General features: G+C 38.5%; 14 protein-coding genes. 12 read left to right on the top strand and 2 right to left on the bottom strand.

Features of this window, described 5'->3' with window-relative positions:
• Window positions 1-346 precede the first annotated feature (346 nt).
• The 3 genes from FFM51_RS06755 to FFM51_RS06745 all read left to right on the top strand — a co-directional run bounded on the left by FFM51_RS06755 (window position 347) and on the right by FFM51_RS06745 (window position 3,973).
• On the top strand, window positions 347-1,735 hold the full coding sequence (locus FFM51_RS06755; protein ID WP_137597879.1) for a sugar porter family MFS transporter: 1,389 nt from the start codon (window positions 347-349) through the stop codon (window positions 1,733-1,735).
• Window positions 1,736-1,767: 32 nt separating this feature from the next.
• Window positions 1,768-2,772, top strand: coding sequence for an aldose epimerase family protein (locus tag FFM51_RS06750; RefSeq protein WP_137597878.1), 1,005 nt, complete (start codon window positions 1,768-1,770; stop codon window positions 2,770-2,772).
• 697 nt (window positions 2,773-3,469) lie between these two features.
• A complete protein-coding gene (locus tag FFM51_RS06745) occupies window positions 3,470-3,973 on the top strand; it encodes a hypothetical protein (RefSeq protein WP_137597877.1) in 504 nt (167 codons plus the stop codon).
• Window positions 3,974-4,031: 58 nt separating this feature from the next.
• Here the strand turns inward: FFM51_RS06745 and FFM51_RS06740 are convergent, their stop codons facing one another.
• Complete coding sequence (locus FFM51_RS06740) at window positions 4,032-4,871, bottom strand: YitT family protein (RefSeq protein ID WP_137597876.1); 840 nt, start codon at window positions 4,869-4,871, stop codon at window positions 4,032-4,034.
• Between the two features lie 315 nt (window positions 4,872-5,186).
• Here FFM51_RS06740 and FFM51_RS06735 point away from each other — a divergent pair, with 315 nt between their 5' ends.
• The 8 genes from FFM51_RS06735 (at window position 5,187) to rpsN (ending at window position 11,993) form a co-directional block, all read left to right on the top strand.
• Window positions 5,187-6,209: a BMP family lipoprotein gene (locus FFM51_RS06735; RefSeq protein ID WP_137597875.1), complete on the top strand. Its 1,023-nt coding sequence runs from the start codon at window positions 5,187-5,189 to the stop codon at window positions 6,207-6,209.
• An 85-nt stretch (window positions 6,210-6,294) separates the two neighbouring features.
• The gene (locus tag FFM51_RS06730) at window positions 6,295-7,812 is read left to right on the top strand and encodes an ABC transporter ATP-binding protein (RefSeq protein WP_137597874.1); all 1,518 of its coding nucleotides are present in this window, start codon (window positions 6,295-6,297) and stop codon (window positions 7,810-7,812) included.
• Window positions 7,813-7,817: 5 nt separating this feature from the next.
• Window positions 7,818-8,879, top strand: coding sequence for an ABC transporter permease (locus FFM51_RS06725; protein WP_137597873.1), 1,062 nt, complete (start codon window positions 7,818-7,820; stop codon window positions 8,877-8,879).
• Window positions 8,879-9,841: an ABC transporter permease gene (locus FFM51_RS06720; protein WP_137597872.1), complete on the top strand. Its 963-nt coding sequence runs from the start codon at window positions 8,879-8,881 to the stop codon at window positions 9,839-9,841. The genes FFM51_RS06725 and FFM51_RS06720 overlap by 1 nt, the downstream gene beginning before the upstream one ends.
• Before the next feature lie 337 nt (window positions 9,842-10,178).
• Window positions 10,179-10,907 (top strand): M57 family metalloprotease, encoded by a 729-nt coding sequence (locus FFM51_RS06715; RefSeq protein WP_223875907.1) that lies wholly within the window; start codon window positions 10,179-10,181, stop codon window positions 10,905-10,907.
• Window positions 10,908-10,960: 53 nt separating this feature from the next.
• Complete coding sequence (locus tag FFM51_RS06710; RefSeq protein WP_170999587.1) at window positions 10,961-11,224, top strand: hypothetical protein; 264 nt, start codon at window positions 10,961-10,963, stop codon at window positions 11,222-11,224.
• Between the two features lie 372 nt (window positions 11,225-11,596).
• Window positions 11,597-11,731: a putative metal homeostasis protein gene (locus FFM51_RS08815; RefSeq protein WP_170999586.1), complete on the top strand. Its 135-nt coding sequence runs from the start codon at window positions 11,597-11,599 to the stop codon at window positions 11,729-11,731.
• Window positions 11,724-11,993, top strand: coding sequence for a 30S ribosomal protein S14 (gene rpsN, locus FFM51_RS06705; protein ID WP_137597870.1), 270 nt, complete (start codon window positions 11,724-11,726; stop codon window positions 11,991-11,993). Before FFM51_RS08815 ends, rpsN begins: the two co-directional genes overlap by 8 nt.
• Before the next feature lie 53 nt (window positions 11,994-12,046).
• Here the strand turns inward: rpsN and FFM51_RS06700 are convergent, their stop codons facing one another.
• Window positions 12,047-12,988 (bottom strand): nucleoside hydrolase, encoded by a 942-nt coding sequence (locus tag FFM51_RS06700; RefSeq protein WP_137597869.1) that lies wholly within the window; start codon window positions 12,986-12,988, stop codon window positions 12,047-12,049.
• A 296-nt stretch (window positions 12,989-13,284) separates the two neighbouring features.
• On the opposite strand from FFM51_RS06700, the gene FFM51_RS06695 reads away from it, so the two are divergent.
• Window positions 13,285-15,185 (top strand): collagen-binding domain-containing protein (locus FFM51_RS06695; RefSeq protein WP_137597868.1); only part of this gene is annotated, 1,901 nt, incomplete at its 3' end.

Below are 15,185 nucleotides of genomic sequence, written 5' to 3'. Positions count from 1 at the left end.
AAGATAAAGACATACCCGTCAGTTTTCGAAAAAATACGAAAACTGACGGGATTTTTATGAACTATGAATAATTCAGGTACAAATAACGCTTAAATGAAACATATTTTATAAACTAAATTCGAGAGATTCGGTTCGAACTATTACAGAAAATAATAACCAAATTGATGGAACTCATTGTACTGTCTAAAATACTAAAAAAACATTTGGGTGGCCTAGTCCAGTTATGTCGGGCAATTGGTACATACCAGAGTTTGCTTGCTAGACAAAAACAGGTTGCATGATAAATGAAAAGGGTTACAATTGTGACATTGTCAGGTTTTATCTTTTTTGGTTAGGAGAGATTTGCATGAAAACACGACATTTAAGTACCTTTTTTATTTTTGTTTTTGGTGCACTTGGAGGCTTATTATTCGGTTTTGATACAGGTATTATTTCAGGAGCCTCATCATTGATTGAAACTGATTTCAGTTTGAATATTGAACAAACTGGGTTCATTACCTCATCTGTGCTAATTGGATCATCGATTGGTGCGCTATCAATTGGGACACTGTCAGATAGATTTGGTCGTAAAAAGCTATTATTAGTTGCTTCAATTTTATTCCTAGTTGGATCAGGACTATCAATGACTGCAGTTGGATTTGTTTCAATGATCACAGCACGAATTATTCTGGGCTTCGCTGTTGGGTCTGCTTCAGCACTAACACCAGCTTATTTAGCTGAATTGGCTGATGCACCTCATCGTGGTTCGCTGGGTACCATGTTTCAATTGATGATCACGCTCGGTATTTTATTAGCATATGTTTCCAACTTAGGATTCTTACATCACAATTTACTGGGAATCAGAGACTGGCGTTGGATGCTTGGATCGGCCTTGATTCCCGCTGCAATTCTATTTATCGGTTCATTGATTTTACCAGAGTCACCACGGTTCTTGGTTGAAAAGGGTAAAATTGATGAGGCTAGAAGTGTGCTACACGGATTACGTGCTAAGACAAATGAGGATCCAGATAAAGAGCTGGCAGATATTCAAGAAGTTGCCAATCAACCTAAAGGTGGGTTGAAAGAATTATTTACGTTTGCTCGACCAGCAGTCATTGTAGCGATTGGATTGATGTTGTTACAGCAACTAGTTGGTATTAATTCGGTTATTTATTTTTTGCCACAGGTGTTCATTAAAGGCTTTGGTTTCGCTGAAGGTGCCGCAATTTGGATTTCCGTTGGGATCGGAGTTGTCAACTTTGTCTGCACGATTTTGGCTTACAATATCATGGATAAATTTAACCGTCGCACGATCTTGCTGTTTGGTTCAATTGTGATGGCTGTTTCGATCGGAGTACTATCGATTTTGAACTTTACTATTAGTGTCAAAGCGGCTGCTATACCAACAATGATTTTAATTGCTATTTATATTTTCGGTTTCGCCGTTTCATGGGGTCCAATTTGCTGGTTAATGATTGGTGAAATTTTCCCATTGAATGTTCGTGGTGTTGGAAATTCCATTGGTTCAGCTGCTAACTGGATTGGTAACTTTATTGTTTCTCAATTTTTCTTAGTATTATTAACAACATTTCATAATAATGTTGGTGGTCCATTTGCTGTCTTTACATTCTTTGCGGTTGTTTCAATTTTCTTTGTTATCTACATGGTTCCTGAAACACGAGGCAAATCATTGGAAGAAATTGAAATGGAAATGCGACAAAAGGCTGCTTTAAAAAGTGCAGAAACTAAAGATTAAGATTTAAAATATGGATTACAGGAGGATTTATTATGCAAATTACAAGTGATATTTTTGGACAACATCAGGGACAAGATATTGAGCGTTATACGATTGCAAACCAAGCGGGTAATTTTATCCGAGTTATTACATTAGGGGCTACATGGCAGGGGTTTGTGGTAAACGGCAAGCCATTAATTGTAAACTTTGATAGTGTGGAACGTTATGCGGGACCAGCTAATTATTGTTTATGTAAGTCAGTAGGGCGTGTGGCCGGTCGGATTTCTGATGCAACGGCTACGATTGATGGTAAAGAGTTTCATTTTGATGCCAATGAAAATGGTAATACTTTGCATGGTGGTCCTAATGGTTTTCCTGAATTAATTTGGAATGCTAAAACAGCAGTTCACGATCATGAAGCCAGTGTCATTTTTTCACGATCGATTCCAAGTACAGAAGACCATTTTCCAGGTGACCTGGAAGCAACCATTACATTCACATTTAATGATAGTAATGAGGTTACAGTTACATTTAATGCCACAACGACTGCTGCAACGCTATTTAATCCAACGAACCATGCCTACTTTAATTTAACAGATGGCCAAAATGATATTACCAGTCAACAATTACAAATTAACAGTGATCGAATGCTAGAACTTGATGATCGCAAATTACCTACTGGTAAGTTTAATGAAGTCAAAAATACGGGTTGTGATTTTAAGACAACAACTGCGGTCACAACAGCATTAAAAGAGATTAAAGATCAGACTGGCAAAGTTGAAATTGATGATGCCTTTGAGGTGACCCCAAGCGACAGTGATCCAATTGCGGTGTTGAGTGATGCTGATAGCAATCGGCATGTGTCAATTTATTCTGATCGTAATGGACTCGTTGTGTTTACAGCTAACCCACTAGATGATTCAAAACCATACAATGCGGTTGCAATGGAAGCTCAAACTTTACCAGATGCTATCAATCATGATGGCTTTGGTGATATTGTGTTAGAGCCCAGCCAGCCGAAGGAATATACTATTAAATATAAGTATTACGAAAACTAGAGCGTGCGCAACCACGTTTTGACTCCGTGGTATAAGAGAATAAGCCCCTCATGAACTTTGCACTTTAAAGTTCATGAGGGGCTTATTCTCTTATACGATAGGATTCAGTGGTTGCGCACGCGTTTTGGCAATAAAAGTAGGAAGTGAACTTTGTACTTTAAAGTTCATGAGAGGCTTATTCTCTTATACGATAGGATTCAGTGGTTGCGCACGCGTTTTGGCAATAAAAGTAGGAAGTGAACTTTGTACATTTTAATCAGATAGAAAAAACTAACATATCAGTTTACAATGTTTTAGTCAGAAATTATTCCAATAAAAATTGATAAAATAATACCACCAAACTCAATTATATCAGGGGTTATCTAAGAAAACGTTTTCTTTATCACACCTTGTTTTGTGAAATTAATAATAATTTCAATTAGTTTTATCATAGCTATGACCTAATAGTAGTCTGTAAAGGGCTTTCAATAAAAAATATCTAGTGAGCGAGATAAAAAAAGTTAAGCTAACTCGTATACAAGCTAAGTGAATGGTGCTATAGTAGATTCTCGTAAGAAAGAGAGGACTGCAGTTTCTGAATATCATTATCAATTATGGATTGGGAACCTAATTGAAAGGTAAACTGATGTGACAGTTTACGTGGTATTTGAAATTTAGGTCTAAAAGAATGATAAGAATGGTAAGGAGATCAAGAATTATGAAATTAGTTAAAAATGGATTGTTGGCAGCTTTGACAGTTGCACTTGTATTGGTAGGATTGGTTGGTAACGCGAATGCTTCATCATTTAGTGATCGTAATGCCGCATTACAAACACAAAATGCTAAACTGGTGACAGGACAGGCTAAAGACAGTGGACATAAGTTTACTTGGAAGAGATTCACAGAGGATTATGCGGATGCTCAAATGACTGATGCACGCGTTGCTAGCGCACAGTTAGCTGGTAGTAAGCAGGTTAATTTATCTGATTTTGTAAAAAATGATAATCATGCTAAAAGCGCTAGTGTCAAGAAGATAACTTCTAAAAAAACTACGACTAAAAAGATTACGTGGAAAAGTATTGCTGAACAATACACTGCTGCTCAAAATGCTAATGTGCGTGCAGCCAGTGTTAGATTTTCTGGTCATAATAAAATAAGTTGGAGTGACATCGCGCAAAACTATGTAGAAGCACAAGTTGCGAATGCTAAAGTTACTGATTAATTTAATAGTGTTACAAAAAGCAGCCTATTGGGGGCTGCTTTTTTAGTGATTTCGATAATTATGATTTAATGCTGCCGCCGTGAACTTCAGCAGCTTCTGTTACTAACACAAATGCGATTGGGTCAATGCGATGGACACGATTGACAAGCTGCCGAAAGTGGGCCTGCTCGACGATCACCATTAGCATGTCCTTTGGTTCGCCTGAGTATCCACCAAGCACCTGATGAATTGTCAGACCGTGGTCAGTTTCGTTTAAAATTTCGGCTTCAATTTTTGGTAAAGCTCGGTTACTCATAATATAAATTACTTTTTTACGGTCAAACCCGGTCTCAACATAATTCATTACGATACTTGTGAGCCCAATCGAAAAGACTGCTAGGATAAATGCTTCAATTCCGGACACAGGAATGTTGAACAAACATACGATTAAATCAATGGCAAATAAACCAACGGCAGGCTTGATATGGAGGTACTTTTGTAAAATCATTGGTGGCACAGTGGTGCCGCCACTAGAAGCATCGATTCTAAAGTTGATTGCAACCCCGATTGCGAAAATGACACTACCAACAATGATGGCTAATAAGCGATCTTCTACAATCATTATTTGTGGAGTAATGGCTAAAAAGACTGGTAACAGCAGACTGCCGAACAAGATTCGGCGGGTGGTTGCTTTATCTAATAACCAAAAGGCTAGGCCTAACATGATTGCATTCACTACCAGTGTAGTTAGTCCTAACGAAACGCTAAAAACTTCCTGGACTAAAATTGCGATTCCGGTTGCACCACCGGCAGCGACGCCGTGTGGGGCGTAAAACATGTTGATACTAATGGCAATGATCTCAAGCGCGATTAACATTAATACTGGTTTAACGATCGAAGTTTTCAAATATCTGTGCATAAGTCACCTCTTTTACATTAATAATATATTATAGTTATTATAACATGAACTTGAAGTAATCTAAAGATTCATGACAAATTTTGAATAAACAGATCAGCTTACTGAGACCAAAACATAGTTATCATCTGCTAAGGAATCTGTGCCATATGCGCATGTGTCATATTCGTGTTTTCTAACTAGTTCACTATTCCTAAGCAATAAATAAGTTTTCATTGGCTGCAAACACGAACAATAAAATAAAAAAATACATAATTGTATTGATTTAGTCTCGATTTAATGTTTATAATAAGACATCAAATATTTGGAGGCTAATTCATGAATAAGAAAGTGGTAGTGGTTCTTTCGGCAGTTTTATTGTTGGCAGGTGGAGTGTTAACTGGTTGCGGGAGTAGCAATGCAAACAAGAAAAACTCGGATACAGCGGCGTTAGTAACCGATGGCGGTGGGATCGACGACAAATCATTTAACCAGTCAGCTTGGGAAGGTTTGAAAAAATGGGGTAAGAGTCATGATTTAGCTAAAGGTGTTAATGGTTATAACTATGCTCAATCAAATTCAGATGCTGATTTTACGCCAAATATTAACAAATTGATCAAGGCAAACTATTCAACTATTTTCGGAATTGGCTACAAATTAGATAATGCAATTAGTGATGCCGCCAAGGAAAATCCTAAAGTTAACTTTGCGATTATTGATTCAGTGGTTAAAAATCGTAAGAATGTGGCTTCAGTAACCTTCAAAACCGAACAATCATCATTTTTGGCAGGGGTAGCTGCGGCCGAAACTACTAAAACAAATAAAGTTGGATTTGTCGGTGGAGTAAACAGTTCATTAATTAAAACGTTTGAAGTTGGCTTTAAACAAGGCGTTAAAGCAGTTAATCCAGATATTAAGGTAGATGTAAAGTACGCTGGTTCATTTTCCAAAGCAGATGTTGGTCAGTCGCTAGCAACTGCGATGTATAACAATGGCGAAGATGTCATCTATCATGCTGCTGGTGGAACTGGTGCCGGCGTGTTTACCGCTGCTAAGAATGCTTCCAAGAGTGGTAACAAAGTTTGGGTTATTGGAGTTGATCAAGATCAAAAGGCTGATGGTAAATATGATGGTGGCAATGTCACATTAGCCTCATCAGTTAAAGAAGTTGGAACTGCAGTCAAAGATTTATCCAACAAATCAATGAAAAATAAATTCCCTGGTGGTAAAACCGTTTCTTATGACTTAAAGGATAAAGGTGTTTCATTAGTGAACGATAACATGTCTAAATCAGCATGGAAGAGTGTAAAAGCTTATCAAACTAAGATTGAAAATGGTTCAATTAAAGTTTCTGCAGAATAGCAAGTTGCAGGTTAGGTAATAGGTGAAGCAACGATTCAGACGCTTCACCTTTTTACATAGAAAGCGACGGGGTGAACGGTGAACTATGGATGAAGTAGTAAAAATGAACCACATTACGAAACGGTTTGGTGAGTTTAAGGCGAACGATGATATCTCGATGACACTACATTACGGTGAAATTTTGGCACTGCTTGGCGAGAATGGCGCTGGTAAATCAACTATCATGAACATTTTATCTGGCTTGCTACAACCGACTGACGGTACAATCGAAATAAATGGAGTTGTTACTCAGCTAGCCGGCCCAAGACAGGCAAAGGAGCTGGGAATTGGCATGGTTCACCAACATTTTATGCTGATTCCAGCATTTACCGTGTTGGAAAATATTATTTTAGGAGATGAACCAACAAAAAGAGGCCGAATTGATTATCAACACGCACGGGCTACCGTTGAAGCGTTAGTTGAAAAATATCAATTGAAGTTGGAGCTAGATGCTAAGGTGGCAAATATTTCAGTGGGAATGCAACAGCGAGTGGAGATCGTTAAAGCTCTTTATCGTCAAGCAACGATCCTAATATTTGATGAACCAACAGCAGCGTTGACACCACAAGAGGTCCAAGAAATCATTGTTATTTTTAAGCAATTAGCTAGAGAAGGTAAGTCAATTGTTTTTATTACGCATAAACTGGGTGAAATTAAACAAATTGCGGATAACTGCGTGGTTATTCGAGCTGGACAAGTAGTTAAGACGTTGCCAGTTGACCAGGTGTCAGAAAATAAGTTAGCAGAATTAATGGTTGGGCATCCAATGAATGGTCAACTAGTTCGTCAGTTAAACGAACAACAGCATCCGGTGCTGACTGTCCACAACTTAACGGTTAAAACCAATCATCAGTTGAAAGTTAATCAGTTGAGTTTATCAGTCAATACTGGTGAAATTGTTGGAATCGCGGGGGTGGATGGCAATGGGCAATCAGAACTAATCAACGCGATTTCTGGGCTGACCAAAATTCAAACAGGAGAAATAAAAATTGCTGACCAAAATGTGACCCATCAGGCACCACGTAGAATAAATGAAGCTGGTTTAGGCGTGATTCCAGAAGATCGACAAAACACAGGATTGATTTTAGCGTTAACGTTAGCGGAGAATCTGGCACTAAAATCGTATTATCAGCAACAATATAATTGGCATGGACTACTAAATTACACTGCTATTAATCAAACGGCGCAACGATTGATTAGCAGTTTTGATATTCGATCGCAATCGGAAAAAGAAACCGCCACAGAACTATCGGGTGGTAATCAACAAAAACTAGTGGTGGCACGTGAGATTTCCAACGAGCCCAAGGTGCTAATTGCTGCTAATCCGACCCGTGGTGTCGATGTTGGAGCGATTGAGTACATTCATCAGCAACTGATTGAACAACGAAATAAAGGGTGCGGCATTTTACTAGTCAGTTTTGAACTGGATGAAATTTTAAAGCTCTCCGATCGGGTATTAGTAATGCACGGCGGCGAAATTGTTGGTGAGATTGATCCTCAAAATACAACCAGTCAAGAATTGGGGTTGCTGATGGCCGGTAAAAAGCAAAACGTTGGAGGATAGTATAAATGATTAAACAAAGATATTCTGGATTGGCCGTGGCCCTCTGCGCTATTTTGGCAGGCCTGATTGTCGGTAGCATCGTGATGTTGGCGTTTGGTTATTCACCGGTGCAAAACTACATTAATTTATTTGATGGTGCGTTTGGCGATATTTATTCGATCGGTGAAACGCTGAGAAATGCGACGCCGTTGATGCTAACCGGGCTAGGATTTTCAATCGCCAGTAAAGCTGGGTTCTTCAATATTGGTGGCTCAGGGCAATATTTAGTGGCCTGGTTTGGTTCAATCGTATTTGCGCTTCAGTTTAAAGAACTTCCTGGTTGGTTACTAATTATTGGGGCGATTGTGGTTGGTTCGTTGTTAGGGGGCATCTGGTCATGGATTGCAGGCGTTTTGCGAGCTTACTGTGGTACTAGCGAAGTAATTACGACCATTATGCTGAACTATATTGCACTTTATTTTGTTAATTTTGCGGTTAAAAATTGGCTAGCAGCTAAGGGCGCCGATTCATCAGCAAACATTGTTCAAAAGGCTAGTTTAAGAACCCCCTGGTTAGAAAAATTAACTAATAATTCAACGTTTAATTGGGGCTTTGTGATTGCACTCATTTTGATTATATTGACCTGGCTTTATATGACTAAAACTAAGTCTGGATTTGAAATTCAGGCGGTTGGGTTGAATCCTCAGGCATCGAAGTATGCTGGAATCAACGCTAAAAAGACGATTATGATTGCGATGCTATTATCGGGTGTGTTGGCCGGATTAGCAGGCTCGGTGGATGGACTCGGCAACTATCAAAATATTTCAGTTTCTAACAGTCTACCTAATATTGGTTTCGATGGGATGGCAGTTGCGTTACTGGCTAACGAACATCCAATTGGAATAATTTTTGCAGCGATTTTATTTTCTGGCTTACAAGTGGGTGGACTTAGCATTTCCGTTTACTCCACCACGCCAACTGAAATTGTGGATATTGTGATTGCCTCAATTATCTTCTTTGTCGGTATCCGTTACTTATTTGAACGTTTAATTACGCCGCTTTTGGCACAAAGAGGAGTGAAAAATTAATGAGCACAATGATGATTTTAATGACCGTTTTTTCTACAACGTTAGTTTATGCGGCACCATTAATTTTTACTGCTATTGGTGGAGCTTTTTCAGAACACAGTGGAATAATTAATGTTGGACTAGAGGGAATCATGATCGTAGGAGCGTTTAGTGCTACGGTATTTAATTTGGCGTTTGGAAAAGTATTCGGTGGTTTGACACCTTGGTTGGCGTTGATTATTGGTGGAGTAATTGGGCTTATCTTCACGTTACTACACGCGGTGGCGACGATTACTTTACGAGCTAACCATATTATTAGTGGGACCGTTTTGAATCTGTTAGCACCAGCACTGTGTGTTTTTTTAACGCGTATTTTTTATCATGGACATGGACAAACACCAATTATTGATGAAAGTATCGGGAATTTTTCATTTCCCGGGTTAGATAAAATCCCATTCTTGGGTGCAATTTTCTTTACGAAAACTTCCTTGGTCGCATATGTGGCTGTACTTATTGGGGTAATTAGCTGGTTTGGTTTATATAAAACGAACATTGGGTTGCGCCTGCGTTCAGTTGGCGAAAATCCGGCGGCAGCTGACACGCTTGGAATTAACGTTAGCTGGTATCGATATTTAGGAGTAATGATATCGGGGTTGCTGGGTGGAATTGGTGGTGCGGTTATGTCACAATCGATTACTTTAAACTTCAGTGTATCAACTATTTCTGGACAAGGTTTTATGGCGTTAGCAGCCATGATTTTTGGTAAGTGGCATCCATTGGGAGCGACAGGCGCTGCAATTTTCTTTGGTCTAGCGCAAAGCCTGCCAATTATTAGTGGCTATATTCCTGGTTTGAAAAATATTAACGACGTCTGGTTCCAGGTGGCACCATATGTAATCACAATTGTGATTTTAGTGATCTTCCTAGGTAAGGCAGTGGCGCCCGCTGCTGATGGCATTAATTATATTAAAAATAGAGCGTGAACAACCGCGCTTAGAAACCGGAGCACAACGGTAAAATACAGGGTACGATTCGAACTGTGAATCGTACCCTGTATTTTATTGTTGTGTGCAGTTTTCTGCGGTTGTGAACGCGTTTAATCAATCGAAATCGCGATAATTATAATTGAAAATGTTAATTAAGTATTTCGTATCACTGCTATGTGTTGCAAGTTACAGTTGTTAACTTAATTATTAATATTACTAAAGATTATTAAAATTACGCTCTAAATCATGTCATCTTTTGGTTATTTGTACTATAGTTATCTGGCAATCGAAGGGTAATGGAATCGATTGTACCTAAATGATTAAGGAGAATGGGTTGAAACGTAAAACGTGGCTTGTGTGGCTTGCAATAGTTGTTGGATTTGTGGTGTTGCCGGCAACTAATGTCAGTCAAGGAATACCAGGACAGATAAATACCACGATCAGGAAATATGTTGATCGTTTTTTGCCAGATTTTAAATCAGTAACTGAGACATATGCACCGACAAAAAATACGGAATCAACGACAGGTCAATCTGCTAGTGAACAAACTGAATCATCACAAAACTCAACAACAGAGCAAACACCAATGGAATCAAACGTTCAAGGGCAGTCTCTATCACGAACGTATTATTATCATTTTGATGATAATGTACCAGCATCAGCGAGAAAAGTATTTAAAGAGGCAATCCAGATTTATAATCAAACCGGAATTGTTAAACTAGTGGCTGGAGCCGGGACGCAAAAACAAAATCAAATTACTTTCTCGGTTTATCGAAAAGTAATGGCGGCACCGCAGCAAGGAACTATTGAGTTGGGCCGCGGTGGACCAGACATTATTACGCAAGTTGGTTGGGATCCATATGTTGCCAATCACGCAAAAGCTAGTTTGAATATTAATTATCCAGGGTTAATTAAAGAGTCGGTTGCTATTCATGAGTTAGGGCATGCATTAGGATTGGCACATAGTTCCAGTCAGAGTTCGGTGATGTATCCAATTGATCGTGGCAGTACTGTACTAACGGATGCTGATATTAGCGGGCTTAAACAAATATATGATCAATAAAATAGGTTTGAAATAGAAAAAATGATATCTAAAGATAGAATGGATGTGGATAAATGACTACATTTTTATTGCCTCTAGCAATGACAGACGGTGCTAGAATTGGTATCGCGGTGGGTGTACTAGTTTTTGTTTTGTTATTTATCAAATTAATTATTGGGTTTATCAAGTTTTGTTTTCGACACCCAATTATCTTTATCTTACTGTTATTATGCGGTGGATTAGGATTTGCATTTAACTTTTTACTAGCAGGAGTACTGATTTTAGCAGTTTTGGCTGGTGGAGTAGTTATGTTTATTTTTAATGGATTTGATTTATAAGAGTGTGAATAGCTGCGTTAAAGAGCCGGAGTACAACGTAAAAATGGTACCTACATGGGTGAATTTCCCGTGGAGGTACCATTTTTACGTTGTACGGAGACTCTTGTAGCTGTGAACACATTTAATCCATTGAAATTGCGAGATATGGTATAAAATGTTTATCCAAGTTTATTATTTTAGCGTTGCACGGAGAACTCTTGCAGCTGTGAGCACGTTTAAATCAATTAAAATCGCGAAACAGGGCTAAAAAATACTACGTAAGTTTAACGTCTTAAGGCACTTGTTGCAAATGACAATCATTACTATTTACAATCTATTTCGACTATGTTAACCTGTTAAAAGTAATTATTACGATTTACGGAGGAAACAAAAATGGCAGAAAAAATTGATTATGCAAGTGCAAAGCGACGCTTAAACAGTAAAAACATTAAAACTCGTAATCGGGCGAAAAAGGTGTTACATGATATGAAGAGAAATAACGTTAGGAAGGTAACTGTTAATGGCTAAAAAAGCAAAAATTATGAAAGCACAACGAATTGATGCAACAATTGAACGCTATGCAGAACTTCGTAAAGAGTTGAAGGCAAATCATGATTATGTTGGGCTAAGCAAACTCCCACGGGATGCCTCACCAACAAGACACCATAACCGTGATAGTCTTGATGGGCGACCACATGCATATATGCGTAAATTTAACATGTCACGAATTAACTTTCGCAATTATGCACATTTAGGTCAAATTCCTGGCGTTAAAAAAGCAAGTTGGTAAAAACAAAAGCACCTCCGGTAAATTTTACCGGAGGTGCTTTTGTTTTCTGTCGGTTAATTTGCTTTTGTAGACGCCGATTGTGCTAGTTCGTCGACTTTGGTAAAGAAGGCATTTTTATCAACACTAGTAACTAGCGTGATTGGACGACCAGTGTCTGCAATATATGTTCGTCCAGCGCCTGCTCCTGTAGTTAGCATATCACTATGGACAGTTTTAGCAGTTACGATTTCTGGATATCGGCTGGAAATGGTGGTTAGTACATCCCAGAGATAATAAGTTGAATTAGCTTCATAGGATAATACTAGTGCATATCCTTGACCGATTAGATCAATTGCGGGATAGCGCCGCAAACTAGCCCAATGATCACGTAACTCTTTGGTTAGGGGAACCTGATCGGTGCTTTCAAGCCCAACCATTTGGATATCGATATCAGCGTCCCAAACAGTTTTTACTGCTTCAGGATCCCAATAAGCATTCCACTCCATGGTTCCATCTTGCTCTGGCTCTGAAACGTTGCCTTGATTATTCATGGTTCCGCCCATCCAAAAGAGCTTGTCGATTTTTGCAGTTATACTTGGATCAATTACTAAAGCACGAGCTAGATCTGTTAATGGACCGGTCATTACTAAGGTGGTGGAGCCATGTGCTTGCTGCAACTTTTCAATCATATCCAAGTGGGCTGGCTTATTTGCCTGCTTTGTTTTAATTGGTCGAAATTCGTTTAGCATTGGGAAATCGTTGAAGGCAAATGATGATAGGCGCCATTCCTTAGGAAATTGATTAACAGCTCGTGAATCTGAAGCGGCGACTTCTAGGTTAGGCTGTTGACCAAATAGATCGATTATTTTACGTGATGCTTGCACAGCAGGCTTGAGATATGAATCCGCTCCGACTACGCTAACACCGGTTAGATTGACGTCGGGCATTTGCAAGAGTAGTAGTAATGAAACTAAATCGTCGACATTTCCGTCGTGATTGAAATAAATGTTTTGCAAGTTGAATTCCTCCTGAACTTTGATAACTTCAGTTTACAATATTATTCGGATTTAATCCATATAAAACTAATATATTAAGCTACAAAATCGTTAAAGCCTTTAAAAACGAACTATAATCAAAAAATAATTTGTTAAGTTCTGATTATTCAGAGGATAATATATGTAAACCGCATTATAAGTTTATACGCATTACTATATTAATATGATTATTTTACTGTTGCGTAATTATTAAATCATATGATATGATAGATACTCGTTGTCTGTTATGTTAAAAGCAGTTGAGAAAAGAGTTAATTATGTATAGAACTTTTGGAAAAGAATTATTATATAGTAGTTTTGTTTTGGGTTCATTATTGCTGATTGCTGGTGAAAAACCGGTTAGTGCAGATACCAACACTGGTCAACAAGATGAGACGACCAATACAGTAACTACTAATCGCGCGACTGCTACAGAACAGTCGGATGCGGTGATGGCTAGTAGTACTACAGTTACTGATAGTACTACAGTTACTGATAGTACTACTGAGGGAAGTACATCAGACGCTGATGCGTCCAGTAATGTTAATACAAATGAAGCTGAAATATCTGGAGAGATAGATCAGATTGATACAATGAATTCAAAAAAAACGGCAGCTCCAGCACAAGAAACTGAAGATGTTCCTTCGCTGGTTCGAACCGAAAATTATCAAGATCTTTATTTGCAAGGGATAACAGCAGCAAGTCTAGGACTTTCTAATAGCGGACTACCCGGTTGGATTATCTCGACGATAAATAATGGTGCTATTTCGCCTGTAACTGAAGCTAAAAATGATACTGGAACTTACCAGTTGTATGATGAAGAGCCTACAAATGAGCAGTCATTGCTAGGCGTAGTTGATAATTTTAGTATCTTTACGTTTGATAGTTTAAAGTTATCAAATATAACTGTAAATGGACGGGTTGCTGTTGGTGGAAATTTAACATTAACTAATGCCGCAATTAAAGGAACCACTGATGATTATAATTTAATTGTTGGTGGTAAAACTGTTTTAAAAATTAATAGTTCAGTTAATGGCCGAGGGATTTTAATCGACCAAAACACGAATGCTTGGGATACGCTATGGTCAGGACAAAAGTATACCCGAATGAATACCGCTAATTTTTTTGCTTCATTGCAGCAACAATTATTGGATGAAGGAAATAAATTGTTACAAGAGACAACCACTGGCAGTACTATTGCGCCCACTTCGTTTAATGGTAATCAATTGAGCTTAGTTGGTAGTGGTGCTACTGGTAGTGATACAGAAGTTTTTGCAGTTACAACTGATCAAATTAATGCCACTGCGAGTGGCACAATTGAAATCTCGAATGTAACAAAAGCAAACGGGGCACCAAAACAAGTGATTATCAATGTGAGTGGTGATAATACTATTTTTAGCAATGGCAGCATTTTGTATAATGGACAGCCACTGTCTAACAATAAAGAATTGGCAGCAACGATAACTTGGAACATGCCACAAACTGTTGCAATTAGATCAAGTTCATTTGCACAAGCTGGTACGATCGTGGCGCCTTTAGCAACATTTTATATGAGCAACGGAAGTATTGATGCCGCTAAACTGGTGGTTTATAAATACAACACAACAGACATCAATGAAACTACCCAAATTAAAGCAGAATTCAAATTAAAAAATAGTGAAGAACCACTGTATGAACCGATTAACTATATGGTGGCAAAGGACGATGTTACCAATGTTGGGCCAATTGATGATACGACTGATATGTATGAATTAATTGGCTATTCGTTGGATGGTGGCGAAATGCAGAAACTAACTACAGTAACTTCAGTTCCAGTCGCATATCGTTCTACCGATCAAGTAATTGTATTTTACTATCAACCAATTGGTAAAGATGTTAAAACAGTAACGGTCCCACAACTTGCAGAAGGGCAAAAGTATTATGAAGTAGTGACAACATCGGATGAAGTTGAGGTAGCCAAGCAAACAGTTGGGGATGCGATTACAGCTGATAAGGCTCAGGGGATTGTATCAACGGGAACAATAACAGCGGTAGATACCACAGCCCCATCAACTGAATTTGATTTGGCGAATGGACAAAAGGACTACAAAGTAGCAGCAATGCCTGATGAAGTTGAGGTAGCCAAGCAAACAGTTGGGAATGCGATTGCAGCTGATAAGTCTCAAGGAGTTGTATCAAC

The sequence above is a fragment of the Paucilactobacillus kaifaensis genome, from assembly GCF_005405145.1.
Taxonomy (GTDB): Bacteria; Bacillota; Bacilli; order Lactobacillales; family Lactobacillaceae; genus Paucilactobacillus; species Paucilactobacillus kaifaensis.
Note: the sequence above shows the minus strand (reverse complement) of the source record. Positions and strands in the feature narration are given on the sequence as shown.